The organism is Terribacillus aidingensis, from assembly GCF_900215625.1.
In the GTDB taxonomy this organism is placed as follows: Bacteria; Bacillota; Bacilli; order Bacillales; family Amphibacillaceae; genus Terribacillus; species Terribacillus aidingensis.
Window position 1 is genome coordinate 18530 of sequence record NZ_OBEK01000003.1, and the last position, 25641, is coordinate 44170.

General features: G+C 40.7%; 25 protein-coding genes, 4 pseudogenes and 1 riboswitch. Of the genes and pseudogenes, 11 read left to right on the plus strand and 18 right to left on the minus strand.

The genetic code is table 11. The features are described from left to right. Nucleotide 1: 1 nt before the first annotated feature. On the minus strand, nt 2-883 hold the full coding sequence (locus CRO17_RS10590) for a TIGR01777 family oxidoreductase (protein WP_097042048.1): 882 nt from the start codon (nt 881-883) through the stop codon (nt 2-4). Between the two features lie 23 nt (nt 884-906). Then, on the minus strand, nt 907-1347 hold the full coding sequence (locus CRO17_RS10595; protein ID WP_143596014.1) for an immunoglobulin-like domain-containing protein: 441 nt from the start codon (nt 1345-1347) through the stop codon (nt 907-909). 186 nt (nt 1348-1533) lie between these two features. On the opposite strand from CRO17_RS10595, the gene CRO17_RS10600 reads away from it, so the two are divergent. The 3 genes from CRO17_RS10600 to CRO17_RS10610 all read left to right on the plus strand — a co-directional run bounded on the left by CRO17_RS10600 (nt 1534) and on the right by CRO17_RS10610 (nt 3824). Next, on the plus strand, nt 1534-2595 hold the full coding sequence (locus CRO17_RS10600; protein ID WP_097042052.1) for a YeeE/YedE family protein: 1062 nt from the start codon (nt 1534-1536) through the stop codon (nt 2593-2595). A 15-nt stretch (nt 2596-2610) separates the two neighbouring features. Continuing rightward, nucleotides 2611-2835 carry a sulfurtransferase TusA family protein gene (locus CRO17_RS10605; RefSeq protein WP_097042053.1) on the plus strand — a complete coding sequence of 75 codons (225 nt, stop codon included), beginning with the start codon at nt 2611-2613 and terminating at the stop codon, nt 2833-2835. A 236-nt stretch (nt 2836-3071) separates the two neighbouring features. Continuing rightward, nucleotides 3072-3824: a PAS domain S-box protein gene (locus tag CRO17_RS10610; protein WP_097042055.1), complete on the plus strand. Its 753-nt coding sequence runs from the start codon at nt 3072-3074 to the stop codon at nt 3822-3824. Between the two features lie 111 nt (nt 3825-3935). On the opposite strand, the gene CRO17_RS10615 is transcribed toward CRO17_RS10610, so the two are convergent. Beyond that, on the minus strand, nt 3936-5201 hold the full coding sequence (locus CRO17_RS10615; RefSeq protein WP_097042057.1) for an erythromycin esterase family protein: 1266 nt from the start codon (nt 5199-5201) through the stop codon (nt 3936-3938). A gap of 100 nt (nt 5202-5301) precedes the next feature. Between CRO17_RS10615 and CRO17_RS10620 the strand changes: the two are divergent. From CRO17_RS10620 to CRO17_RS10650, 7 genes and pseudogenes are all read left to right on the plus strand, one after another. Next, a pseudogene (locus CRO17_RS10620) lies at nt 5302-5673 on the plus strand (BCCT family transporter); the annotation flags it as partial. A 191-nt stretch (nt 5674-5864) separates the two neighbouring features. Further along, entirely contained in the window at nt 5865-7100 is a 1236-nt protein-coding gene (locus CRO17_RS10625; RefSeq protein WP_097042061.1) for a cation:proton antiporter, read from the plus strand. Between the two features lie 87 nt (nt 7101-7187). After that, nucleotides 7188-7287, plus strand: a riboswitch (TPP riboswitch). 80 nt (nt 7288-7367) lie between these two features. Then, a complete protein-coding gene (locus CRO17_RS10630) occupies nt 7368-7970 on the plus strand; it encodes a YkoF family thiamine/hydroxymethylpyrimidine-binding protein (protein ID WP_097042063.1) in 603 nt (200 codons plus the stop codon). Beyond that, nucleotides 7967-8545 carry an ECF transporter S component gene (locus CRO17_RS10635; protein WP_097042065.1) on the plus strand — a complete coding sequence of 193 codons (579 nt, stop codon included), beginning with the start codon at nt 7967-7969 and terminating at the stop codon, nt 8543-8545. Before CRO17_RS10630 ends, CRO17_RS10635 begins: the two co-directional genes overlap by 4 nt. After that, nucleotides 8542-10149, plus strand: a complete 1608-nt coding sequence (locus CRO17_RS10640) for an ABC transporter ATP-binding protein (RefSeq protein ID WP_097042067.1) — start codon at nt 8542-8544, stop codon at nt 10147-10149. The genes CRO17_RS10635 and CRO17_RS10640 overlap by 4 nt, the downstream gene beginning before the upstream one ends. Next, nucleotides 10142-10879: an energy-coupling factor transporter transmembrane component T family protein gene (locus CRO17_RS10645; RefSeq protein ID WP_097042069.1), complete on the plus strand. Its 738-nt coding sequence runs from the start codon at nt 10142-10144 to the stop codon at nt 10877-10879. The genes CRO17_RS10640 and CRO17_RS10645 overlap by 8 nt, the downstream gene beginning before the upstream one ends. 41 nt (nt 10880-10920) lie before the next feature. Continuing rightward, on the plus strand, nt 10921-11583 hold the full coding sequence (locus CRO17_RS10650; RefSeq protein WP_097042071.1) for an SOS response-associated peptidase: 663 nt from the start codon (nt 10921-10923) through the stop codon (nt 11581-11583). A 544-nt stretch (nt 11584-12127) separates the two neighbouring features. Here the strand turns inward: CRO17_RS10650 and CRO17_RS10660 are convergent. The 3 genes and pseudogenes from CRO17_RS10660 to CRO17_RS17735 all read right to left on the minus strand — a co-directional run. Continuing rightward, complete coding sequence (locus tag CRO17_RS10660) at nt 12128-12670, minus strand: T6SS immunity protein Tdi1 domain-containing protein (protein ID WP_097042075.1); 543 nt, start codon at nt 12668-12670, stop codon at nt 12128-12130. Between the two features lie 19 nt (nt 12671-12689). After that, complete coding sequence (locus CRO17_RS10665; RefSeq protein WP_218839528.1) at nt 12690-13160, minus strand: polymorphic toxin type 15 domain-containing protein; 471 nt, start codon at nt 13158-13160, stop codon at nt 12690-12692. Nucleotides 13161-13565: 405 nt separating this feature from the next. Next, nucleotides 13566-13682: pseudogene (locus tag CRO17_RS17735) on the minus strand (TIGR01741 family protein); the annotation flags it as partial. A 30-nt stretch (nt 13683-13712) separates the two neighbouring features. Between CRO17_RS17735 and CRO17_RS10675 the strand changes: the two are divergent. After that, nucleotides 13713-14108, plus strand: a pseudogene (locus tag CRO17_RS10675) (IS110 family transposase); the annotation flags it as partial. A 1-nt stretch (nt 14109) separates the two neighbouring features. On the opposite strand, the pseudogene CRO17_RS17740 reads toward CRO17_RS10675, so the two are convergent. The 12 genes and pseudogenes from CRO17_RS17740 to CRO17_RS10735 all read right to left on the minus strand — a co-directional run. Then, nucleotides 14110-14208, minus strand: a pseudogene (locus CRO17_RS17740) (recombinase family protein); the annotation flags it as partial. Nucleotides 14209-14633: 425 nt separating this feature from the next. Beyond that, on the minus strand, nt 14634-15119 hold the full coding sequence (locus CRO17_RS10685; RefSeq protein WP_097042078.1) for a DUF6985 domain-containing protein: 486 nt from the start codon (nt 15117-15119) through the stop codon (nt 14634-14636). Nucleotides 15120-15124: 5 nt separating this feature from the next. Then, the gene (locus CRO17_RS10690) at nt 15125-15460 is read right to left on the minus strand and encodes an HNH endonuclease (RefSeq protein WP_281253824.1); all 336 of its coding nucleotides are present in this window, start codon (nt 15458-15460) and stop codon (nt 15125-15127) included. A gap of 84 nt (nt 15461-15544) precedes the next feature. Next, the gene (locus CRO17_RS10695) at nt 15545-16054 is read right to left on the minus strand and encodes an ankyrin repeat domain-containing protein (RefSeq protein WP_097042082.1); all 510 of its coding nucleotides are present in this window, start codon (nt 16052-16054) and stop codon (nt 15545-15547) included. A gap of 21 nt (nt 16055-16075) precedes the next feature. Continuing rightward, nucleotides 16076-17836: an AHH domain-containing protein gene (locus tag CRO17_RS17745; RefSeq protein ID WP_245864773.1), complete on the minus strand. Its 1761-nt coding sequence runs from the start codon at nt 17834-17836 to the stop codon at nt 16076-16078. A gap of 3 nt (nt 17837-17839) precedes the next feature. Next, complete coding sequence (locus CRO17_RS10705) at nt 17840-18163, minus strand: hypothetical protein (protein ID WP_097042084.1); 324 nt, start codon at nt 18161-18163, stop codon at nt 17840-17842. Continuing rightward, nucleotides 18164-18871, minus strand: coding sequence for a DUF5081 family protein (locus CRO17_RS10710; protein WP_097042086.1), 708 nt, complete (start codon nt 18869-18871; stop codon nt 18164-18166). Continuing rightward, nucleotides 18868-19170, minus strand: a complete 303-nt coding sequence (locus tag CRO17_RS10715; RefSeq protein ID WP_097042088.1) for a WXG100 family type VII secretion target — start codon at nt 19168-19170, stop codon at nt 18868-18870. The genes CRO17_RS10710 and CRO17_RS10715 overlap by 4 nt, the downstream gene beginning before the upstream one ends. 4 nt (nt 19171-19174) lie before the next feature. Next, a complete protein-coding gene (locus CRO17_RS10720) occupies nt 19175-19513 on the minus strand; it encodes a hypothetical protein (protein WP_097042090.1) in 339 nt (112 codons plus the stop codon). Between the two features lie 33 nt (nt 19514-19546). Further along, the gene (gene essC / locus CRO17_RS10725) at nt 19547-23986 is read right to left on the minus strand and encodes a type VII secretion protein EssC (protein ID WP_097042092.1); all 4440 of its coding nucleotides are present in this window, start codon (nt 23984-23986) and stop codon (nt 19547-19549) included. A 45-nt stretch (nt 23987-24031) separates the two neighbouring features. Continuing rightward, nucleotides 24032-25339: a type VII secretion protein EssB gene (gene essB, locus CRO17_RS10730; protein ID WP_097042094.1), complete on the minus strand. Its 1308-nt coding sequence runs from the start codon at nt 25337-25339 to the stop codon at nt 24032-24034. Nucleotides 25340-25380: 41 nt separating this feature from the next. Further along, the gene (locus CRO17_RS10735; protein WP_097042096.1) at nt 25381-25635 is read right to left on the minus strand and encodes an EsaB/YukD family protein; all 255 of its coding nucleotides are present in this window, start codon (nt 25633-25635) and stop codon (nt 25381-25383) included. Nucleotides 25636-25641 lie beyond the last annotated feature (6 nt).

Consider the following 25641-nt stretch of genomic DNA (forward strand, 5'->3'; position numbering starts at 1 on the left):
TTTACAGTATATCTTGTAATGTTTTCTCCAGTGATTTATAGCGGAACATATAGCCTTCTCGCTCTAACCGTTCAGGGATAATCCAACGGCTTTTCAAAACTAACTCTGTTTCCGTTTTAATCATAGCGGACCCTGCTTCCAGCATCCATTTAGGCGCAGGCAATCCAAACGGGACATGCATCGTCTTTCTCAGCGTTCGCATTAACTCACGATTGGAAACCGGCTCCGGAGACGCACAATTAAAAACACCACGCAACGCTGGTTTCTCTTGTAAGAAAAGAATGATCTGATATAAGTCTTCTATATGTATCCAGCTGAACATTTGCTTCCCTGTCCCCTGATTACCTCCGAAACCAAATTTGACTAAGTTCTTGTACGGCGTCATTACACCGCCATCTTTCCCTAACACAATAGCTATGCGTAAGGCAGCTTGCCTCGTATCCGGCAGTTCATATGAAAAGAAAGTCTCTTCCCATTTCGTCCCTACATCTACAGAAAAACCAGTTCCAATCTCTCCCTCAGTTTCTGTCATCGGCCGATCTTCTGCATGCCGGTAAATGGTGACCGTACTGGAATTGATCCACAAGGAAGGCGGGTTTTCACACGATAGGACAGCCTCTCCTAACAATGTTGTTGTCTTTACCCTAGAATTCATTATCTCTTTTTTATTTGCCTCATTATAGCGGCAGTTTACTGATTTTCCCGCTAGATTAATGAGGAGTTCTGCTCCTTCTAAAGCCTTTAGCAGTCCTTGTTTATTATCCCAAGAAAAGTAAGGATTTTTCCTGGAGATAACAATCACCTCATAACCTGAATTTTCGAATTTAGCAGCTAAATACTCTCCTATAAAACCTGTTCCTCCTGCCAATACAACTTTTTTCATAGTAATCAGCTCCCTCCGCTGCCTCACTTATCCAGTGTAAATTCATCGTACAATACCGTATCCGAAGAGAAAACCTTTACAATTCTGTATTTACCGCTTGAAAACCTGTAATCAAAGTCATTGAACGACACATAAAAGCTGCCATAAGAGTCAGGTTCGATAAGCATAGCTTCCATAGTAAATGCGCTGCCGGATTTGAATGGCACCTGAAACCATCCCTCTCGTTTCTCATCGTATTTCTCAATTGCAAATTCATTGCCTGCAGCTACCGTTTCTTCTCCGTTATTTTGAATATGAAAATTAAGATCACCAGGCGTTTTTAAGCTGTTCTCCTTAATTCTCAAGGATACATCATTATCACTTATTTTCTTCAGTTCTTTACCGTACGGACTGGACTCCGGTTCATACCCGCAACCTGTCAAAATAAAAAGTAAAACCATACACAGCGAAAATGGTCTTCGCATACTTACCTCCTAATTAAAAGACATTACCATAAGATTTCCACAGCAAATATATACTGACCTGAAAAAATCATTCCCAATGCGTACTTTTATTTTACAATTTCCAATAATCAAAAATAAACCTTGATTCCTTCAATTCTAAATATTATTATAAAACCAATAAGATTACTTGGGATAAGGGGTGGTTATATGTTTCAAATGATTGTTACAGGTTTGCTATGTGGTGCGCTTCTAGGTTTTGTTATGCAGCGCGGCCGCTTTTGTTTGACTGGTGGTTTTCGTGATATGTATTTAACGAAAGATAATCGCATGTTTTATGCGCTGTTGATTGCTATCGCTGTTCAAAGCATTGGAGTGTATGTCCTTATTTCTCTTGGAGTTTTTGAATTTACTGCCGGTACTTTACCAATTCTTGCTGTAATAATAGGATCTTTTATTTTTGGTATCGGCATAATTTTTGCCGGGGGCTGTGCGACAGGTACGTGGTATCGAGCAGGAGAAGGTTTAATCGGCAGCTGGATTGCATTAGCCGGTTATATGCTTGTTGCAGCCATGATGAAGTCGGGCGTTCTGCTGCCGCTGGATAAAGCTGTAAAAAACGTCGAATTGCGTTCCAACTCTATCGCTGGGAGTTTCGGGTTAAATCCTTGGGTAGTCATCTCTGTTTTCACTGTTATCGTTGGGTTCCTCGTTTATCGCACATTAAGAAAACCAACAGTCAAAATTCCTGGTTTGCCGCCGAAACGAACAGGTTTAGCGCATCTATTATTCGAGAAGCGCTGGCATCCATTCTTTACCGCAATTTTAATTGGTCTTATCGCTATATCAGCTTGGCCGCTTAGCGCTGCCACCGGACGTATTGCAGGATTAGGGATCACCACCCCCTCTGCTAATATCCTTCAATATTTCGTAACAGGCGAAATGAGCTTTATAAATTGGGGTGTCTTCCTAGTACTAGGTATCCTATTCGGTTCCCTTTTTGCGGCTAAAATGAGCGGAGAGTTCAGATTCCGACTGCCCGACTTAAAAACTACAATTAACAGTTTTAGCGGCGGTCTGATGATGGGGTTTGGAGCAGGATTAGCTGGTGGATGCTCGATTGGGAATGGTTTGGTAATGACAGCGATGATGACGTGGCAAGGCTGGATTGCGTTAGCCTTTATGATTTTAGGAACGTGGACTGCGTCTTACTTTGTTTACGTGCGTCCGCGAAGAAAAAATAAGCAGGCTACACACGCTGTGCCTGCATAAAGGAGTGTATTTCATTTGAAAAAAACGTTGGAAGTAATGGGAATGGTTTGTCCGTTTCCATTGGTTGAAGCGAAAGAAGCAATAAAAGAATTACACACAGGAGATGAATTAGAGGTGCAATTTGACTGTACGCAAGGTACAGAGTCTATTCCCCGCTGGGCTGTTGAAGATGGGCATGAAGTAACAGCGTATGACCAAATAGGCGAAGCTGCTTGGACAATTACAATAAAAAAGAAATAACGGTCTGAGAATAATCCGATTAATCTCAAGATTGTAGAGAAACTGTCATTCTCTCTACAATCTTTTTTTAAGTTAAGAGCCTTAGAGCACGAAAACTTTCCTAGCTCTCATCCATACACACCAGCCCAAAGCCCTCATTTCTTACATTTTATGCGTTAAGCATGTTAAAGTAGGAGAAGGCTTACTTTTCGTATAAGCAAAAAGCTACAACTTTTACTTTTAATAGGAGGGATAATATGAGTGAAGCTATATCGAAAATCGATTATCGAGAAGTTATTGAATATGCACTGAATCCCTTGATTGTACATACTGATCTTAAGATACTCTATGTCAATGCTGCCGCTGAGGCATTTTTCAAAGGAAATAGAAATGACATTGTAGGAGCAAGTCCATTGGATATTTTCCAAGAAAGTTCAAAGTCATCCATTGATAAAAGAATCCAATCAGCTTATGAAACCCCTGCAGAAGTGATAGAAGAAACAATTTTTAAGCTGGATGGGGAGATAGTTGACGTCGAATTATATTGTCATCCTATCTTGATTGGCAATAAAAAAGCAATTCAAACTTATATAACAGATATCTCGGAAAGAAAAGAAGCTGAAAAAAAACAGCAGTTATTGACAAAGCAAATAAACGAGCTTTCTGCTACTTTAGTGCCTTTATTAAAAGGAATTGCTGTACTGCCCTTAGTAGGTGAAATTGATGAATCATGTGCCTCTCAACTATTCCAGCTAGTACCTGAAAAGGCAAAGCAGCAAAGCGTTGATTGTTTAATAATTGATTTTTCTGGTACTTATCAGTTACATCAAGTTGTTACAGATTACTTGTTTAAACTCAGCCATGTCCTTACCTTGTTAGGCATAAAGTCTATTTTCACTGGTATACAGCCCAGCCACGCTTTAGAAGCAGCTAATTTGGAAATAAATCAGTTTCATGTGCCAACTATGACTACGGTAAAAGATGCGTTAGAGCATCTTGGTGTGCATTGACTTATTCAAAAAAACAGGAAAAGAATCCCAAAAACGGATTAACCTTTTCCTGTGAACACTTAGGGGTGTTTGCAATTATCTGTATTGCTTAACTCCAAGCTGGCATATTATTTAAAGCACTACCCTCTCCAAAACTAATGGCTGCAGTGCTCTCGATTCTTCGATATAAATGAAAGCATCATATCGATCAGACATGACAGAAGGCACATAATTACCAAACTGTTCATACTCCGGGCGATACACAACGCCAATTGCACGGTGCCCTATCCGCTGCTGGAAGTTTTTTTTATTTTCCTCATTAAAAATCAGTACCTTGTCATATGCGCCTGCCCGATGCATCAGGTCCTCCCATGATCCTTTTACTGCTTTGGGAACTGTTTTCACATCGTGATTGACTCCCCATTCATCTGCCGCAATAACTGTTCCGCTGTAAGTTCCCAGCCCGACCGCAAACACGTCCTCGGGTTTGTTCTGCTGCCGGATAAGCTGGCCGACATTGACCATGCCATTATGCGCCATGTCTGTAGCTCTCGCGTCTCCGATATGCGTATTATGTTCCCAGACAATTGCTTTTGCAGTTACTCCGTAAAATTTCATTATTTCGTTCAGTGCGTGGACCATATGCGTATCTCTTATGTTCCAAGACTCCTCATCACGCAGTACCATCGAGCGGTAATAGCGCTCCGCATTATATGCGACTAGAGCATTAACTTCCAGATTCAGCCGCATTTCCTCTTCACATGGATATTGCTCTTTTTTCCGCTGAATGGTTGCCAGAAGCTTTGCCACCTCATCGATACAGCCTTCGGAATATAGCCCCGCGGATACGGCATACTCCTGATTATCGCGATTAAAAGGTTCAAAACATGTGAAAGCTTTTTTTGCTACTTCTGCATCAGGTGAATCAATTTTGGTTAAATAAGCAATCACTTCCTCCATGGATTCCCACAGACTATACATATCTATTCCATAAAACCCTACTTTCGGCTGCGTCTCGTGTTTCTCATTGTGATTTTTCATCCACTCTATTAAGTCAATGATTTCCTCATTCGCCCACATCCACGTTGGCCATCTGTTAAAACTGCTGAGCACATCACGGGCAGTATTGTGTTTTGTATCGTAGCCCTTGATGTAGCGATTAACTGCCTGACAAGCCGGCCAATCCCCTTCCACCGCAACAATAGAAAATTCTCTCTCTGTGATAAGTTTTTTTGTTAGCTCTGCACGCACGGTATAAAATTCCGACGTACCATGGGAAGCCTCCCCCAGCAAGACAAATTTTGCATCACCAGCAGCATCCTTTAATTGATCCAAGTCAGCTGGACCTGATAAAAACGTGCTGTATTTTTCTATTGCTTGTACTACTTTATTTTCCATACTACCCCACCTTTCGTTTGCAGATACGGAATTACTTTTTGATAATTTCTTCAAAAAGATACTGTATTTTATAACTCTTTTTTTCCACTGGTATAGCTTTTCTGTTCTTGCCATCTTACTGATCTTTACGTTCCTAGTTACGTCCGCAGATTCAGCCACCTATATCTTACCCAGCATGACTAGCTACGGCAGCCTTAACCCTCCGTTGTCTATGAAAATCATTTGGGGTTTGCTATTGGCTGCTATTGCAGGCGTCCTGCTCTATGCGGGCGGACTTGATGCCCTGCAAACCGCATCACTCATTTCGGCCCTGCCGTTTACCATTCTCATGCTTTTGATGATAGTCAGCATGGTAATGATGCTGAAAAATGAACCACTTTCGATTCGCAAAGTTGTTTTAAGGCGTTATCGCCGCTTGGAAGAGGCCGCAAACAAACAGAAAGATAAAGCGAATGGAGAAAAAAGTAAATAGCAGAGGGAGAATCGCATGTTTTCCCCTCTGCTATTTTTTGTTGATTTAGTTATTCCGATTAACGCCATACCTAAATGCATTCTCAAGGAGAAATTTGAATATGTAAGGAAATCATGCTATACCATACTGCATGTTGGGGAACTATTAAAGAGAATTTATTATCCAATACATCTTCTAAGGAGCGTATGATCTTGCACCATTTCAACGAAACATTTATTCAATTACTTATTCTGCTCGCAATTTCTGTAACAGTTATTGCTCTATCCAAAACATTTAACAAGCCTTATTCGATTGCCTTGGTTCTTGTCGGATTAATTTTAGGTCTTGTTGATATTCCCTTTTTAGAAGAAGCTGAGAACTACATCGTACAATCCAATGTATTCCAAGCAGTAGTTATTTCTTTATTCTTACCAATATTATTGGGAGATGCTTCTATTAAGTTACCTTTTTCTCACTTAAACCAAGAGAAAAAACCTGTTATCGCGATGGCATTTGTCGGAACGTTAATCACATTTATTGCCGTCGGTTTCAGTGTTTATTACTTCATGGATTTGCCTATTGTAGTTGCATTTACGTTTGCAGCCTTGATGAGCGCAACCGATCCGATCAGTGTTATCTCCATCTTTAAATCTTTGGGTGTGCCTAAAAAACTGACTACGATCATTGAAGGAGAATCATTATTTAACGATGGTATTGCCGTTGTGCTGTTTCAAATTGCATCTATATACCTGCTTACCTATATGGAAATGGGGTGGGAAGGCCTTGGTCAAGGTTTGTTATTATTTTTGAAATTCAGTATAGGCGGTGTCGTGGTCGGTGCTGTATTAGGCTGGATTATTTCTCAGATTTTTAAATTTTATGATGACTACCCTTTGGAAATTGTGTTTTCTATGCTGTTATTCTTCGGGAGTTATTTTATTGCCGAGCATTTTGAAGTTTCCGGTGTTATCGCAGTCGTCGTTTCAGGACTGATCTTGGGGAACTACGGAGCAAGAATTGGTATGTCTGAAACGACGAGGATAAATATCGATTCTTTCTGGGATACCATTACGCTTATTGCCAACTCACTCATTTTCTTAATGATTGGTTTAGAAATACAAAATATCGATTTATCCGGAAAATGGGGATTGATTGTTGCTGCAATTGTCATTGTGTTAGTTTCCAGAACAATTGCTATCTACTTGAGCACACTGCCAATCAAAGGCTTCGAACCGAAATACAAGCTTATTTTAAATTGGGGCGGGCTAAGAGGAAGTCTGTCCATCGCATTGGCATTAAGTTTGCCGCAATCTTTTGAAGGCAGAGATAACATTCTCATCTTAACCTTTGGGGTTGTACTATTCTCCTTGCTCATTCAAGGTCTTACAGTTGGTCCATTAATTAATAAGCTGAAAATAAGCCAGAAAACTGAGCAATCAGAAGAATAAACTTTTATAAATTCAAAGAATTTGAAAAGAAACGCTTTACAAAAGTACTTGTATTTCTTACTATATACCTAACAATTGCATAAAATTGCGACGCACTAGGGGAGCTGGCAACGGCTGAGAGGATTTTTTCCGACCCTTATAACTCGATCTGGATAATACCAGCGTGGGGAAGTGCAGCCAGAATGCTCTTACTGTTTTTGTATATATTCTGCGACTGCACCCTATGGTGCAGTCGCTTTTTTCATGCAAAAAATAGGAGGATTTGTAATGGATAATGTTTGTGGAACAAGCCGCATTGCCGGCTGCAGTTTTTCGATTTACCCGATGGCAGACAAATTTAAGGAGATAATTTTAGACGCACTTAATCAAGTAGACACGTCAAAGGTCTGGATGGAAACAGACGATGTGACTACACTTGTGCGCGGAAGAATCCCTCATGTATTTGATGTTACCTCCGCAATCTTTTTAGCTGCCGCAAAAACAGATGAACACATTGTGTTTAATGGCACCTATTCAATCGGCTGTCCTGGCGATTCAACTGGCGATGTGTATATGGCCGAAGACGAAACAAAATTGAATATGTCCAACATTAAAGATATAAGACTGGAAACAGCTTCTAAATTTTCTCTTTATCCATTAGGCGGCGGTAATTATATGGATACTATTTACACACAAATTGAAAATATGCGGGCTCAAGGGATTACGGTATCGAAATCACACTACTCCACCCGTCTCGACGGCAATGCATACGATGTATTTGCGGGCTTGGAGCACGTCTTTATCGAGACAGAGGCATCTGGTTCCTCTCATACTGTAATGACAGTGACGATGTCCGCCAACAGCCCTTCTGCGAAAGGAGCAATCCAATGAATAGCTGGCGCATGAAGGATATTGTCGTTATGGCAGCACTAGCAGTTGTATTTGGGATTGTGTATTTGCTATTTTTGCCTGTGAATGTCGTCATGATGGGTTTAGTTGGGCCAATTGGTACCGACATTATCTTCGGGGTTTGGTTCCTCGTATCCATTGTTGCTGCTTATATTATTCAAAAACCTGGTGTAGCTCTTGTTTCGGAGACAATTGCCGGTATTGTAGAGGTGCTAATCGGCAGCACTGCCGGACCAATTGTTATTATTACCGCTATCATCCAGGGACTTGGAGCAGAAGCTGCTTTTGCTATAACTCGTTACCGTTCTTATCATGTTTTTGTCTTAATGGGAGCCGGAATAGGAGCTGCGATTACAAGTTTTATCTGGGGATATTTCCGCGGCGGGTTCACTGCTCTGGATCCTTCTTACGTTGTACTTATGCTGGTTGTACGTCTCATTAGTGGTGCGGTAATCAGTGGTTTGATCGGAAAAGCAATCAGCGAGGCGCTGGCCAAAACAGGCACATTGACGAGCTTCCCGCTCGGCAAAACCTATCGCCAGCGAAAAGCAGGATGAAAGATATTCTGCTGGAAGTTAACCAATTGTCCGTTACCTTTGAAGAGGAAAGCCGCCCTACTCTAAATGAATTGAGCTTCAGCATAAAGAAAGGAGACAGCATTCTCTTGTTAGGTCCAAGCGGCTCTGGCAAGAGCACGCTCACTTATTGTTTAAATGGATTATATCCAAAAGAGCTTGACGGAGAAATGGGCGGAACAATCTCATTCTCTGGCAAACCACTCCATCAATATGCCAGCGGTCAGCTTAACTTAGAAGTCGGAACGGTTTTTCAAGACCCAGAAACACAGTTTTGTATGCTGACGGTGGAAGATGAAATTGCTTTTGGCTTGGAAAACAAGAAAATGGCTCCCGATCGAATGGATGCAGAAATCGAGCGGGTCCTCTCTCTTGTCGGGTTAGAGCACCGGAGAAAAGATACGATTCATACACTCTCTGGCGGACAAAAACAAAAACTCGCTTTAGCAGCAGTTCTAGCGTTAAACCCTAGCTTACTTATTCTCGATGAGCCTACAGCTAATCTGGATCCGTCCGCCAGCAAAGAGCTTGCAGAGACAATCCGTCAGCTGAAAGAGCAGCAAAATCTCACGCTTCTAATAATCGAGCACAATATTGATTACTGGCTGCCGATAATCAATCGAACGATATTAATAGACCGAGATGGCACCCTATTCTTTGATGGTGAGATGACAGAGGCAATCAACCACTATGATGACGAACTCGTGCAGCGCGGAATTTGGCTCCCCGAGGTAACCCGACTTGCCAAAGATGCAAAACTAGCAAAACCATGGCCGCTCGCAGCCGATCAGCTGCCTAATGGATTAAACGTGCATGCAGAGAGACAATCAGCTAACCAATTTGATAAGGTCCTGTTACAAATTGAACACGGACGCTTCAAAAATAAAGATAAGCTTTTACTGGACATTCCATCACTTACTATTTACCAAGGGGAGTTTATTGCAATTACTGGTAAAAACGGCAGCGGAAAAACGCTTCTATCCCAAATGATGACCGGACTGCTAAAGCATGCATCAGGGAAAATCGAATTTATGGGCAAACAGCTCAAACGGTGGAAGCAGGAGGAGCTGTATCAGCAAATTGGATATGTGTTTCAAAATCCAGAACATCAATTTCTTTCAGACTCGGTTCGAGAAGAAATTGCCTTTGGCCAACCAGCTAGTACAGCTAAAACGGAAGAATTAATAGAGGAAATCCAGTTATCCGAACATGCTGATAAACATCCTTTTCAGTTAAGTCAGGGTCAAAAAAGGCGACTCAGTGTCGCGACGATGCTGGTTCAAGAGCCGCAGCTGCTCGTGCTGGATGAACCAACATTCGGCCAAGACAGCCGTACGACAGCTATGTTAATGCAGCAAATGACAGCACAGCATCAGCGCGGTTGTACAATTGTCATGATAACGCATGATATGGAGCTGGTTAATCGTTATGCATCTCGTGTCCTCCTTGTTAAGGAAGGAAAAATTGTTTTTGACGACACTCCCGAAGCCATTTGGAAAACTGCCAATCTAACAGAGTACGGGCTCTCTCTGCCATTGAAAGAAGCCTATCAGCAGCGAGAACAGAAGGTGAGCCTCCATGCATAACATCAACCCTAGTATAAAAGCAGGTACTGTTACAATCGCCGCCATCGCCGTTGCATTTTTGTTTGACCCAGTTACCTTGCTGTTATACGCCGGCTGGACAATGGCTGTCACCTTGCTGTTCGGGAAAATACAGATAAGAAAGTACTTCCTTTATCTGCTTCCCTTCACGATTTTTGCACTTGGCATGCTGGTTTCGACGTTGCTATTTGCGAAAACACCAGCAGATCCTTCTGTCACACAGCAGTTTCTATTCTGGAACTTACCATCGGAAACCGTACAGGATGCACTGGCATTGGCTATTCGTGTATTCAGCTATGCCACCTTATCCCTTTTGTTTGTCCTGACGACCGACAAAGTCGCCTTTATTTTAAGCCTAATTCAGCAATGCCGCGTATCACCAAAGCTTGCATACGGCATTTTAGCCGGTTATCGTTTCTTGCCATTACTGACAAACGAATTAACCACCATCCGGTCTGCCCACCTTGTGCGGGGAGCCAGAACAAAAACAAGCAGACTGACAAGATATAAACAATATACAATTCCTTTGCTGGCAAGCGCGATTCGTAAAGCCGAAAGAACTGCCGTTGCCATGGAATCTAAAGGCTTCACCGGAGAAAAAGATCGAACATACTACCGCTCTTATCACGTACGATGGACAGATTGGACCTTCAGTTTTGTCATGCTTTGTGCTCTTGGCTTGTGCATTGTATTTTCGAAATCGTTTCAGTAGCTGTCACAAAGGTTATACTGGAGGAAAAAAGGAGATTTAACATGTGCGGCAGATTTACACTACTCACGCCCTGGGAAGAACTTTTGCGGACATATGACGCTGTCTCGGAAATAGAATCACTCGAGCCAAGCTACAATATTGCACCAACCCAGCAAATAGCAGCAATCATCCATGATGGCAAAAAACGCAAACTAGGCAGTCTGCGCTGGGGACTGATTCCGCCATGGGCACCAGATAAGAAAATCGGCAGTAAAATGATCAATGCCCGAGCTGAAACACTCCAGGAAAAACGCAGCTTCAAGAAAGCCTTTCAAAAGCAGCGCTGCCTCATTCCTGCTGACAGCTTCTACGAATGGAAAACCGAAGACGGCAAAAAGCAGCCCATGCGCATCCAGCACAAGGACAAAACCCCATTCGCCTTCGCCGGCCTCTGGGAGAAATGGCAAGACGACGACGGAAGCAGCATCTGCACCTGTACCATCATCACCACCGAAGCCAACAGCTTCATGCAACAAATCCATCACCGCATGCCCGTTATTTTACCAGCCAATTCACAAGCCATTTGGCTGGATCGAAATGAGCAGGATACAGAAACACTACAGCAAATACTAGAGCCTTTTTCAGAGGAATTGACTGCGTATCCCGTTTCCACGTTAGTTAATTCGCCGAGGAATAATAGAGAGGAATTGATTAATCCATTGTGAGAGGAGGCATGTGTGGGGCATGCTTCTTTTTTCATATAAGAATAGACATGGATTTTCTTTTAGAATGCTTCTCATGAGTTTTACAGTATATCATCACTCACTTGCCCTTGTGTTGAAACTCGTATATACCCAACAACATTCAACTTTGACCCTCCCGTTACGGAAATTAAAATTTATGTAACGCTTTTTAGCGAATAGCGAGTATTATAAGGTTCTCTCCAAGAAAATAACAACCCTGTTTTTTATTTATACTGTTTTGTTAATGTAACCTTTTGGGTTAACCATTGTTTATCGCTACGAGCATTGTCATTCTCGTTAGTTAAAGTGCTTTGCAGTATCATAAGTATCCCAGCCTTAATGTCATCTCGTTCGGTTCTCGCACCTTTTTCATTAGTTAGTATTACAACCTTACTCCATGATGGTATAGCCATCATGGGGGCTCTATTTCAAGCAGGTATTATTCATTGCGCTCAACTAATCATATTACATACAAAAAAGCACTTGATACCTTAAATGCGATCAAGTGCTTATCTTGAGATTAACTCTATTCAACCGGCCCCATAAATTCTGTAATAATAAGAATATGTTCTCTTATTTTTACCTTTTTTAGATTTTCCACTTTTTCAGATCCACCTAGACCTAGTAAGGGAGTGTATCCGAAACATTCGTCATAATCAGGTCTACCATATTTACTATAAGCTTCAGGATATGGTTCCCACATTAATTCATCATTCATAAAATCATTATCCTTTAAATCATCAAGAAAGAAATCAAAGCCAGATGAAACAACGTGAACGAGTCCTTTCCTAAAGTTCAACAAGTTAACATATTTATCTTTTTCCCACACTATAATATCACCCATCGAGGTCGTAAAAATAGGAATTGCTTGCTCGTACCTTATATAACACCTTTCTAAAATATCCAAATACTCATCTGGATTAATTAATTTTAAAAAACCGTTTAATAATGTTCCAAAACCATATTTATCCCATACTTCTATCAGTTCTCCAGGAAGTTTATCTTTATACTTTAAGATAATCCTTTCATCAACTGTATTATGTTTTAAAAAGTTCTCAAAGGTATCCAATTAAAATGCCCCCCTTTATTTATTGGGTCAACTTTACATTCAAATAAGTATTCTTTATTTCTTTAGGTGACATATTCTTTGCCATTTTCCTAATTTGCTCATCTACAATATCAATTCTATATTTCCATTGTGATCCCAAGGAGGAATTAACTCTTTTATCTCCTAAACCACCAATATTGTCTGCCCTTCCTCCTGCAATTTGATCTGGATTGTGAAGCGCAGCTTGTGTATCCATCCACTCTGAAGCCTGCTTAGTCGCATCGGCTCTTGAAAGTCCTTGCTTTCGTAGTTCAGTAATTTTATCTTTAAGTGCTTCTTGTCTAGCCATTTTTTGAGCAGCATTTCCTTCAATTGCTCTACCTTCAGCAATATACTTCTCTCTATTTCTCAAATATTCGTCAACTGTTAACTCATTCATCCCTTTTTCTTGGTCTTTTAATTGTCTCGCAAATTCTTCAGGATCGTGTTTTATATTTCTCTTAAATTTCACTTCTATTTCATTTATTCTAGGTACATCATCCAAATGCCTTACATTACCCGTACCCTTAGAAACCGACCCAAGTCTATCTACTACCTTCGCAGTCCCTGCTTCTAGTTTATTAAAATTACCGGGAGATGCAAACATTATGCCATTATCTGTTGCTAAGCTAGCTTGCGGGAACATATTGAGTAATTCCCGCATCTCCCTTTTGTGCGGCTTTGATTGCTTCTTCGCCGAGTTTGTTTTTTAGAACACTTGTGGAGTTTTTAACAGAATGGCTGGCGTTTCTTAATCTGGATGATGTTTGCTGTCCTGCTTCACCTTCAAAAGCCCATGTGTTGACCGTAGCAATTCGGTAGTCTTCTTCGCTGATATCTTCGACTGGGTATTCGGGCTTATATCCTGAAATATATTTGGATTATCTGGAAAATTAATATGATACTTATCAATTGATGCTTTATAATTTTCATCAGTTGGAATCTCACCTAAATATTTATTTTTCCAAATAATCATTTGGTCACTAAAACTATATGGATATTGATAAACTTAGAAGAAGGAATGACTCCTGTATTTGGTTTAGAAGATGTAGGTGGATATGGACGATCGTTAGCACAGTTTTTAACCGATCATGGACAGGTTGTCAAAGAGGTAAACCCAGCTCTTTCATACGCTGAACGAAAATGCCATATGACCACACAAAAGAATGATAGCTGGGATGCTGAATGTGTAGCATGTATTTTGTTGTATAAACTGAACCATTTGCTAGATGCAAAACCGCATGGTCTATTTTGGTCGATACAACAATTGGTTACTAGAAGAAATGCATTGGTAAAGGCGCAAGGTGCTTTAAAGAACCAACTGCACATTCAATTGAGCCACAATTACCCTAGCTATAAGAAGTTATCCTCAGAAGTAGATGGAAAAACGGCATTGGCATTTTGGAAACAATACCCGTCAGTTCTTCACAATACGCTTTGATTTCCTCTTGATATTTCAAGCTATATCCATCTCTTGCTTGCCCTTGAGTTGAGACTCGTATATACCCAGCAACGTTCAACTTTCCAACCTCCCGTTACATAAATTGTAATTTGTGTAACGCTTTTTAACGAATAGCGTGTATTATACGGTTTTCTCCAAGAAAATAACAACCCTAATTTTTATTTGTTCTGTTTTGTTAATGCATCCTTTTGGGTTAACCATTGTTTATCGCCACGAGCCTTGTCATTCTCGTTAGTTTAAGTGCTTTGCAGTATCATAAGTATCCCAACCATATAAAATGTCATCTCGTTCGGTTCTCGCACTTTTTTCGTTAGTTAAAGTATTACAAGGTACTCCATGATGACACTGCCATCATGAGGTCTCTATTCTACATAAGTATTCTTTACTGTTTTCAACCAATCTCATTACAAAAAAAAGCACTTGATACTCAAATTCAGAATCAAGTGCTATCTTCTATTTTATGCCACTTATTTTCCTATAAGTTTATAGTACGATATCTTGATATCCTACTTCTTCTACAACTTCATCTTCAATTTTTATACCCAATCCATCCTCAATATCCCAAGACACATCGCACAATAACCCCAATCTTCTCTTACCATTCTTCCTTACTCTTCTTACAATTAACTCAGTAGGTTTCACTAATTCTGCTAAGCGAGTTAAAGAGTCTATTTTAGGAGCAATTTTATTTGCTTGTAATTCATCTTCTAACATTTCTCTATATTCATCGACATTCTCACTATAGTACTCATAGACTTCCTTCTCCGCCTCGCTCATAATATGGTTCATATCTTGAATAAAATTACGGAATGCATTTCTTTGTATATTTGAAAAATCAGCATCTTCATGCGCATCAACACTCAATATTATTTTTCTCTCAACATTAAACATTTTAATAGTCATTTCGCCTCGCCAGAAATTATTTTTATATTCAAGTTCTCCAAATAACTCATCATTAATCTTTGTCATTTTATTTATTCTCCCAACTTAACTTTTATATTATATTCGCCAACTCCACCCAAATGTTTAAAGACGCTATTAATCTTACTTGGTACTAATTGAATTGTTTCCAAATCGTTAAGTTCATGCCAAGTATATTTGTTATCTTCTCTCCAATCAGCTATGTCGTCTGCTGTCCACTTTTGTTCTGGAGTACTCCATTTTTTAGCTAATTCCTCATCAGCAGTTGAAAAATTAGATTTTCGATCATTAGTCATATTTTCTAACTTAATCTCACCTTTAGAAAATGGAGAAAAGTCTAGCATACCGTTTTTGTACTCAACACCATCTTCATCAAGATATTTTTCTATTTCACCAGTCTTATATCAGATACCTTAAAAAAGCACTTGCTGTCATTTTGACAGTCAAGTGCTCTATTCCCAAAGTATATAGTTTTATAATCTTTCATCCAACTTTCGCTTGATATAATCAGCAATTTCAGTTTGCCCAAATTGCCTAGCATACTCATATGCATCCATATTTTTAATATTTTCTCCAGAGTATCTAATTGAAATATCTATTCCTTTTTCAATTAGATACTCTGCTGTTTCTTTATGTCCGCCATTAATTGCTCCAAATAACGGATTTCTTTTTGCTAAGCTTACATCTAATTCTGCACCATTTTCTATTAAATACTTAACTATTTCCAAATGCCCCGCTCCCGCTGCCAAATTTAATGCAGAAGCATCAAAGGTACCACCTTTAGCATTAATATCTATACCTTTACTAACTAAATACTTAACTATTTCAAGTTGTCCTTTCTTGGCAGCTATATGTAACCATGTACCAAATGAAGTCATGGTATTTAAATTTTCATTATCGTCACCTATTAATTGTTTTACTTCGTCGATGTCGCCCAATTTAATTGCATTCCTTATTGCTTTGTTTATAATTTTTTGTTCCAAAACATATCCTCCTTTATTTTATTATCTTCTACTAGCTAGTACACCTAATTCTTCAAGAGTTTCAACAATATCGTCAAGGTCACCGCCTTCTAATTCAACGGCTTTTAACCGATTTACTACTTCCTCTAGAGCATCAAGACTATGTTGTCCTACAACAGCATTTGGTGCCCAAACCAAGTTTTCCTTACCAATTATTGGATCTATCCCATACCTTTTTAATATTTCCTGACCTTCTCTAACCAGTTCTTGCTGCTTTTGACCGAGTCCTTTTTTAAACAAGATATGATGTGCATGAGGATTTATCATGGCAGTAGGTGGGTCACCTATTAATCCTCGAAGATACTTACCAAAATCCATTTTAATTAATACTTCATCATATTCTTTTGATATACCTAATTCAAACATTCTTTTTCTAATCTCAGACAGCTCATCTACACTAAATGTATTATTTTGAATAGCATTTTTAAGCTTATTCATTTTAACGGCGTCTACATCACCTTTAACAATTATATCATCTAAATAATCATTAACAGTATTACCCGTACCCTTAGAAACCGACCCAAGTCTATCTACTACCTTCGCAGTCCCTGCTTCTAGTTTATTAAAATTACCGGGAGATGCAAACATTATGCCATTATCTGTTGCTAAGCTAGCTTGCGGGAACATATTGAGAACTTTTGTAATTCCCGCATCTCCCTTTTGTGCGGCTTTGATTGCTTCTTCGCCGAGTTTGTTTTTTAGAACACTCGTAGAGTTTTTTACAGAATGGCTGGCGTTTCTTAATCTGGATGATGTTTGCTGTCCTGCTGTTTCTACTAGTTGTTTCACTTTAGATGTCTGAAGAGCGGTTTCACCTGCTAGTGAGGAGCTCAGTTTTGATTTATTCAGTGCGCTCCCTAAGTCGACCACTTTATTAGTGGTCCGCGCCGTTCCTGTGAAGGTTGTTGCGGCTTTTCCAACCGGCAATATATCGACAGGTGCCGCTATGCCGCGCACCCAGCGCTCTGATGTATCCAGCTCCCGTCCAGATGCCCAGTCCTTCCCGGATATAGCGCTGCCCATTTCTGCACTCGCATAAGCTGCTCCTAATACGAAACCTGCCGGCGGGCATACAACTGTAACGGCAACTGTAACAACAAGGGCGGCTATGTTAATCCAAAATTCCTTTGTGAATTGATCGTCTTCTATAGATTCATATTCAAAAGCCCGTGTGTTGACCGCAGCAGTTCGGTAGTCTTCTTCGCTGATATCTTCGTCTGGGTTTTCCGCCTTATATTCAGCAAAAGAAGTTTTAATCTGATCGGCGTAATAATTATCCCCGCTTAGGATATCGTCTATGTTGATTTCCTTCTTCTCTGTCTCATATTCCGAATAGGCCCCGTACCCATAGTGCATGCTCTTTACTTCAACAGCGCCGATGTGATTTTTCGTTGTATAGTTGGATATAGATGCATCACGGACTGTATGGACAAATTTATCGATGTCTTCATAGAAAGGCTGATCGATGGTATCTTCTACAATATTGCCGACCTTTGCTGTAAATTTTTCCAAGACTCTATAATCATTGTACAGCTGCTGGTACTTATTTTCATCACTTTTGTAAGAGAAGGAGACAACGCCGTCTGGGTCATTCCTTCTTACTGCGTCACTGGCATCCTCGAGGTTTTTGGTGACATCTTTCATTGTATCAATGCCGCCTTTTCCCCAACTTCCTAATTCAATGAAATCTCGGATACCTTCCCTGGTGTTTTCCCATTGCTTGCTCCGATAATGTACATCCAATCGCTATACCTCCAGTTCATCGATTATTTTTGCGGCGATGGCTTGATCCGTTTCTATCATCTTTTCCAGTGTGTGAACGACCAATGTTGAGATGCGCGCGTAATGGTCTTGCAGTTCCATGAATTTATCGTTCGCATCTGGATAAGCTTCTATCGCCTTCATGGCTTTGCCTGATTTGTAGAAATTAGAATCCTTGATCTTGTTAATTGCTGGAAGAGCGTTGGATTCTAAATCGTTCATAATGGCGAGCAGCGCTTTGTATATACTCGTGATTTCCGTTGGATCAATTGTAATACTAGCAGTTGAACTACCTTGTGATGCGTGCAATTACCTTACCTCCTTCTGGCGGCGATACGGAAAGTCCAAAGCATCAAATAACAGCTTTAAAAACCAATGTTGACTGGCTTGGTAATATTGCTTTTGATACGTATCAACCATAACCAGCTTCTCTGCTTTCGTAAGGACAAGCCATTGCTGATAGTAATTCGGATTGCGAGCAGATTGCGGCTTCACGCGTGGATGGAACAGCTCGATATTGACCATTTCCTCACTCGCTTCCAGCTGGTTGATTTCTTCTTTATCTGCTTCTGACAATTCACGCCTTAAAAAGTTTACCTCTCCTTCCAGCGGCTCACGGTTTATAAGCGGAACTCTCTCTCCTAGCAGTTTAAGCACAAGCGGTTTTGCCATAATATAAAGCCTGTAGGATGCTTCTTCTGTCTCCGCCAGGATGATTACTTCATCAGACTCTTTCTCACGAAATGCGAACATCAAATTATTAATTCGAACATACTTTTGGCTAAAGAAGTATTCATACAGCGATTGAATAATAACGATGCCATCTTTCGTCATTTTACCCTCAGAAGTGAAAATGCCTTTCTTTATAAGACGTTCATGCGCTTCTCGCCAAGGATCTTCCCCTTGAAGCTGATAAGCTTTCTTGTCAGGTAGTCCGAATAAAGCTTCTGCATCAAAAGCTGAAGCAAGCAAATACAATTCGGTAACATGAAAACTATCTGTTTCCCGCTGGCTCATAGATTTTTCACTTCCCTAACTAAACTATGGTTAGAAAAGTCGGCTTTATAGTCTTCCAAGTTATCCAGCGCTGTTTTCTGCAGATTGGCTGCATCTTTCAGATCACCATGATATTGAATAAGCAATTCCAAGTAAGCTAGGAAACTATCACGCGATTTGCCTTTCCAACTTGATCCTTGGACTTGAGCTAGCAGACTCTCACTTTGAGCATACGTGTTGTTCAACGATTCTTTGAGCTTCGCTGCTGCTTCTTTAGCACTACTCAATTCCTCTTGATCAATTACAACATCTTCAGCCATTCGTTTAATCCTCCTTTGCCTCTTCGATTGCTTTACGGTCGTAATACAAATACCGGTCATATGCCTGATTGCTTGCTGTAACAAGTCTGCTTCGATAGTCCATTTCCTCGTCCATATAATTGGAGAACTGCTTATCTAAGCGCTCTTGAGCAGGGAGAAAATCATTGGCAGGCATTGAATCACTTGCTACACAAGGCATGCTGTTCTTATAAGAAGAAAAGGAAGATTCCGCTTCTTGGATTAGCTTGTCATGTTCTCTCCTCAAATCTTCTAACTTATTGTAAAGATCATAATACTCGTTTCGTTTCCTCTCATTTTCTGTACCAATAAGCCAATCCCACATTTGGCACTCCTTCCCCTCTTCCATTCAGAGATTCTAGTTCGGTATCTTCACTTTCACATGCTGATGATCCATTGCTACATAACATTCATACGCTTCTGGATATTGCTCTTGGCGAATGTACGGCTGTTTGAAAATATCTTGATCGCCCAGGCGCATCCCGACGAGCCCAAAGATTGCTTGGCTTCTAAGGTACTTGGGAATTTGTTCATAGCTGATACCCAGATAGGTATAATCGCTGCAGATAATGAAATGTATACCTGCTTTTGAACCGCGTTCCATCATGTAGGTAACTTCATCCAATGTCAGCCCGGAGCGTTCGATAAAGTCCTGTAAGTCCGTTATCTGTATGAGCCACTCTGGTTCAGTTATGTTTTGACTATTTCGCTGCTTGATTTCATTAAGTATCTCATTTTTAATTGCTGCAATTCCGACTTCCTCGGAAACATACGTATGCAACTCACTGCCGACACCTGCAAAATCCTGCTCAGCAGTATCAATCAGCATCGTCTGGTATGTTTCTTTCAGCAGTGTGACGTTTTTCGCCACTGACAGAATCATACGGTCAAGCCCATCTTTACGGTCACTTATGACCGTTAAGTTGCCATGTTGAGCGGGGTTAAATCCAACTGGCAAAACTTCTTCGAAATCTAAGCCAAGCGGTAATTTTTTCTCTTCGACCATTCGTTTTGTTCTGCGTTGTTCTTTGAATTGCTGGAAGTCCACAACTCCCTCAGGCATCATTGGGATTGGATCTGGATAGTCGCCATCCCATACGCCGTTCATCTCTTTTGCTAACCCTTGGATGCTGTCGAGAATTTGCAATGCTTCTTCACCGTAAGCTGGCAGCATAGTCTGGAACAGGGCTGGGTCTTCCAGTTTAATAAGTCCTCGACCAGCTATTTCTTCTATTTCAATTTCAGTTCTTCCAACAATTGATCGTGCTTCATTAGCTTCGATTAAGTACAGCGCGATTTGTGTCTTGATGTTGGACAGTAGCGGCATACGCATGGCACTTTGACGACCTGCACTGATAATAAGGTGAATACCTATGCTGGCTCCTTCTCGGGCTACTTGCGTAATCACTTTTTCGAAATCATCACCAAAATCACTATCTTTAACAGATTCGTAGTTATCAATTACAAGACAAATGTTCGGTACGGTCTCTCCGCTTGCTCTTTCAAACAATCCTATATTCGCCACACCATATTGGCTCAGCTTCTGTTTGCGCTGCTTCATCACGCCAGTCAGCATCCGAACGAGCTTTCCGACTTTCTCGGTCTGATCAACGAGGAAAGTATCGGCCACGTGCGGCAGGTTTTTCAAGGGCAGCAAACCATTTGTACCAAAGTCGAGCAAATAAACATGCAAATGCTCTGGATTATGCTGTTTCACCAAATCCATTACTACGGTTTGCAAGAAGGTCGACTTCCCGTAACCAGGACTGGAGAATACAGCTATGTGTCCGTCTTTGGAAAGATTCAATGTCAGCGGTGCTTGCTGCTGCAATTCCGGCTGATCAAGCAGTCCGATCATTGGCTGCAATGGCTGCTTCGGCTCTTTCCATGCATCTTGGAATACGATCGGATGGAGTTTCGGTCCGAATAGCTTCTCTGGAAGCGGCGGCAGCCATGGACGCGCCAATGGTTCCATTTTCTGCTTTTCTGTGTAATCTGCAATATGATCAATAACGGCATCCAGTTCAGAAGGTATTTTTGCTACAGTTTCTTTCTGTTCCAGGCCGCTAAGATCTTCGGTCAGAATATCGTACTGCCCTAAATCATTGATAGCATAAATGGTTAAATCAACATGATCCTCATCATTCTTATCCGGCACATAATCTGCTCCGCTCCAGGCACTTTGGAAAAGTTCGTAGATTTCGTTGTTACCGACCTGTAAGTAAGCACGACCAGGAAGGGTAATTTCCGCTGCATCCGGTGTTTTTAGAATTTCGTTTGAATCTCCAGCATTTTGCACTTTTAATGCTAATTTAAATTTCGAGTTCGACCAGATTTGATCATCAACAACACCGCTTGGTTTTTGGGTAGCCAATATCAAATGAATACCTAAAGAACGTCCAATACGTGCAGTTGAGACAAGCTCTTTCATAAAGTCAGGCTGTTCGGATTTCAACTCGGCAAACTCATCTGAGATAAGGAATAAATGCGGCATCGGCTCATCCGCTTCTCCTTGCTTAAAGAGCTTTTGGTATTGATTGATATGGTTTACTTCGTATTTTCCAAACAGACGCTGTCTCTTTTGCAGCTCCGCTTTAATAGAAGCTAAAGCTCGCATCGATTGCGCTTTGTCCAAGTTGGTAATGGTACCCATCAAGTGCGGTAGCTTGTTGAACAGATTGGCCATGCCTCCGCCTTTATAGTCAATCAGCAGGAAAGCCACTTCATAAGGGTGAAAGTTGACAGCAAGCGATAGAATGTAAGACTGGATGATTTCAGACTTACCAGAACCTGTTGTACCGGCTACTAAACCATGCGGTCCGTGTGCTTTCTCATGAAGATTAAGCTGTACAATATCTTCTTTACCGCGAAGCCCTAATGGAACAGCCAGCGTTTTATATGTTTCGTTACGCTGCCAGCGGTTCTGAATCGCGAGTTCCTCTACTTTCTCTACACCATACATTTCTAAGAAAGTCACTTGCTCGGGTATCGAGTTTTTAAGATTTTGCAGATGGTTGAGTGGCGCCAGCGCTCGTGAAACGGCTTCTTTATTGAAGTTCTTCGGAAAATGATCCGGACGGAATGCTTTATTAACGAGTTCGCCTTCCTCTAGCACAATCTTACCGTCATTGCTGTCGCGAATATCTATAACGGTTTTCACATGCTCCGGCAATGCCCGTAATACGTCTTGAACGAATACAAGCGAAACCCCGTATTCACTCGGATCTTCATTAAAGAATTCCATAATTGTATGATCAAGGACGAGCTTTTCATCCGTAAGCAATACAACATAATGCGGTGAGAAGTAAATCTTCTCATTCGAATTTTTCTTTTCATCGACCTGCTGCTTTCGTTCCTTCAGTACTTGGTACATGCTGTGCAAAACTTGGTCGCGTGAGCGTTCATGGTAAACGAACCCGCGCACATTGATGTCACGTACACTTGCATGTGGAAGCCAGCGCATCCACTCCCACTCTTTCTTTTCTTCTTCCGGAAAAACAGTAACAAACTGCAAATCATGATAGCTGTGGAAAAGCGATAGCTGCATAACAAGCAACTGCAATTGTTCCAATACTAACTTTCGCGGTCCAATGTATCCGACTGGCCCTTTTCGTAAAGAAGTAATCACAGGAACATCTCTTAATTCATCGAATTGACCCAGCAAATGTCTAGCATCGTCTACCAGTTCATCTTTATCTTGCGTGAATTCTTCTTCGTTAAATGAAATTTCAAAGCTTGCATCGACGCTTCCTAAGCCTGTCCGGAAGTTTAAGAAATCGTGATGATACATTGTCTTTTCATAGATGCGCGCCTCTGTCGCAGCCGCCATCTCTGAGATTTCCTCAACATCCGGGTAGTGATATTGCAGCGCATGCCGTTGTTCTTCACTGGCGGCATACAATTCCTTCGTTTTCCGCTGCAAATATTCTTTATACGTTTTTTCGCGGTGCTTCATGTTTGCTTTATACTCTTTCACATTCTTTACATAAGAAGTAATCGAGAAAATAATCGTAACTGTTGTCACAGCAACCATAACGATAATGAATATGCCCCGCGGCTGTATTAACGAAATGATAACCAAGGCCGCAATCATAACTAGCGGAGGTATAATATTTCTTGCCAGCTGCTCACTCGGCTTGCTTGGCTTATTGGCAGGTTTAGCAATTGTCTTCTTTTCATCTGGCTCTCGGTAGATAATTCTTGGAGAACGATGATAATCCGGATATTCGCCGCTATATGGCTTTTCTTGCCCAATCAATTCAACTAGTGACGTATCTATCGCTTTATTTGCTTGTAATTCAATGCTGTCTGCACTTACTTTTAGTAAGACACCGTCAGCAAACAGGATGTCTCCCTCTTCTACCAGTATTTCTTGATCATTCGTTACAAGCTTATAATTGTAGTAGACAGCTCCGCTTTGAATATCCAATTCAAAGACAGGTAACGATTCTTTTCTCATCAAAAGAAAATCTGCTTTCCAGTTCTCTTTACTAATAGCATTATAAGAAGCTGCTCCAAAAGTAAGATTCGACTGTCCGGCAATATCATACATAATAGACGTATGCTCATCTATTACATATAAGGAAAGCTCCCCTATGTGCTTCACATTCGGGATTTCTTCCTTGCCATCATGTAAGTTATGTCCATCCCATTCCAATACCAATTCATCTGTAAACGCAGCTATTGTTACTTGGTTTTTACGGCTGTTTCCAATGGTTATCGTTTGGCCGGAATTTGCCGGCAAATGGCATTTATGCAGTTTATCTTGATATGCAGCTAGCAGTATTTTATGTGCCATTGTTCCTTCTTCCTCTCTATGCACGCCATCCATTGCTGATCGACATTATTTCTCTTCTTTTTTCTTCTCTTCTTCTGCCTGTTTCTGTTTCTCTTCCTCTTTCTTCTGCTCATCTTGAGATGCGCTTTGCTGATCTTCGCTTGCTGATGCAGCTTCCTGCTCAGCTTCTTCTGTTCCGGTGTCTTCACCAAGAGGATCAAGATTGTATTCTTCCAGCAATTTGTCCAGCTGATTTTGTAAGTCTTCTACTTGTTTATCGCGTTCGGTTCCCGAGATGTCTGGGTTGTTTTTCACTTGTTCCATTTTCTTAATTAATCCGTAGATAATCAGCTGCGGATCGTCGATAAATTTAGCTTTTTCTAAAGAAGCATCAAAATCACCTTGCCCGTTATAAATCCAATAAAGCAAATAATCTTGATCGCTTTTTAGCGTTACATTATTTAAAATAGATTTTTTTTCTTCCTCTGATAGAGATTCGGCTTGAATGTAGGAGTAAGCTAAGGCATATTTCGTCTGACTTGGGAGTTTCTCTGGGTCTTCACTTTCCAAAGTGGAAATGACTTCGTTGTAATCCTCCGCAAGGAACCTCTCAAAAGCTTCTAGCTGTTTGTCTTGGAAAGGCTCTTTAATGAGCGCGAAATAGACAAGCGGAACTGCTAGTAAAATACTAAGAACAATCATTACAATCGACAGCCGCTTATAAAGGCGAAAGCGTTTCGTTGGAACAAAGCTCATTATTTTATCTGTCTTTTTCTGTTCTTTTTCATAGCTGTCTTGCAGGAACTGTCTGAGTGCCTCGATTGTTCCAGCTTGTTGAACACCTTTTTCGAAATCTGACTCATTTGCGTTGTCTAAAGAACCATGGTAGAGCTGGTCAAATGTATACTTTTTTGAAAACATAGCAATGCTCATGCATTTATATTGTTTTAGGAAAGTTTCTGACTGTATGTCAAATGGGGGTACAGTCTCACGCACACCGCGATGAATAATTTGCGGTATTAAGTTCTCATCGAAAACTAAATTATCTGGATGGAGAAAGAACGTGATTCGACTGGAAAGGAATCGTTTAAGCTTACCAATATTGCTAAGAATACGCAGCTTATCATGGTGAAGCAGCTGTTGCACCTCAGACCATTTTCTGCGTTGATCATGAATAGTGTAGATAAAATCTAAACTATCCTCATCATCTTGTACCTCCATCGGTACAAAAAACTCAGAAGGCTGATGCATTAAATGCAGCTGTCGAATATCTTTTACAGCTGTTTGTGATTTCGGTAGTGTAATTCGAACTGTTTGGTTTTCTCGCCGCAGATTATATATGGCGTTATCCAATTCTATCTTTTTTTCATTCATAGTGGGCTGGCTCCTTCACAATCAGTACAGATGGCAGCAGTTTATAAGACTACAAGTACGTCGCCGTCTGTTACTGGATAGTCTCTCAGATAGTCATCATCCGCCAAGACAAGATTCTTTGTCAGAATCTTAATCGTGGAATAGGTGTAGCTTTGTTCAATTCGTAACGTCTCCATCACATGATGAAGCAGCTGCTTCACCGTCAATTGAGTAGGAATACGTAAGTCATAAACAGAATTTTCTCCGCTGACACGATGAAAATCCATTGTTACATTAACATGTTTCGTGTTAGCCATCGTCTT

Bases quoted from the DNA above. Each gene is read 5' to 3' on its own strand.
- CRO17_RS10590 (WP_097042048.1), bottom strand. From the start codon at position 883: ATGAAAAAAGTTGTATTGGCAGGAGGAACAGGTTTTATAGGAGAGTAT.
- CRO17_RS10595 (WP_143596014.1), bottom strand. From the start codon at position 1,347: ATGCGAAGACCATTTTCGCTGTGTATGGTTTTACTTTTTATTTTGACA.
- CRO17_RS10600 (WP_097042052.1), top strand. From the start codon at position 1,534: ATGTTTCAAATGATTGTTACAGGTTTGCTATGTGGTGCGCTTCTAGGT.
- CRO17_RS10610 (WP_097042055.1), top strand. From the start codon at position 3,072: ATGAGTGAAGCTATATCGAAAATCGATTATCGAGAAGTTATTGAATAT.
- CRO17_RS10615 (WP_097042057.1), bottom strand. From the start codon at position 5,201: ATGGAAAATAAAGTAGTACAAGCAATAGAAAAATACAGCACGTTTTTA.
- CRO17_RS10630 (WP_097042063.1), top strand. From the start codon at position 7,368: ATGGATAATGTTTGTGGAACAAGCCGCATTGCCGGCTGCAGTTTTTCG.
- CRO17_RS10635 (WP_097042065.1), top strand. From the start codon at position 7,967: ATGAATAGCTGGCGCATGAAGGATATTGTCGTTATGGCAGCACTAGCA.
- CRO17_RS10640 (WP_097042067.1), top strand. From the start codon at position 8,542: ATGAAAGATATTCTGCTGGAAGTTAACCAATTGTCCGTTACCTTTGAA.
- CRO17_RS10645 (WP_097042069.1), top strand. From the start codon at position 10,142: ATGCATAACATCAACCCTAGTATAAAAGCAGGTACTGTTACAATCGCC.
- CRO17_RS10650 (WP_097042071.1), top strand. From the start codon at position 10,921: ATGTGCGGCAGATTTACACTACTCACGCCCTGGGAAGAACTTTTGCGG.
- CRO17_RS10685 (WP_097042078.1), bottom strand. From the start codon at position 15,119: ATGACAAAGATTAATGATGAGTTATTTGGAGAACTTGAATATAAAAAT.
- CRO17_RS10710 (WP_097042086.1), bottom strand. From the start codon at position 18,871: ATGAGCCAGCGGGAAACAGATAGTTTTCATGTTACCGAATTGTATTTG.
- CRO17_RS10715 (WP_097042088.1), bottom strand. From the start codon at position 19,170: ATGGCTGAAGATGTTGTAATTGATCAAGAGGAATTGAGTAGTGCTAAA.
- CRO17_RS10720 (WP_097042090.1), bottom strand. From the start codon at position 19,513: ATGTGGGATTGGCTTATTGGTACAGAAAATGAGAGGAAACGAAACGAG.
- essC (WP_097042092.1), bottom strand. From the start codon at position 23,986: ATGGCACATAAAATACTGCTAGCTGCATATCAAGATAAACTGCATAAA.
- essB (WP_097042094.1), bottom strand. From the start codon at position 25,339: ATGAATGAAAAAAAGATAGAATTGGATAACGCCATATATAATCTGCGG.
- CRO17_RS10735 (WP_097042096.1), bottom strand. From the start codon at position 25,635: ATGGCTAACACGAAACATGTTAATGTAACAATGGATTTTCATCGTGTC.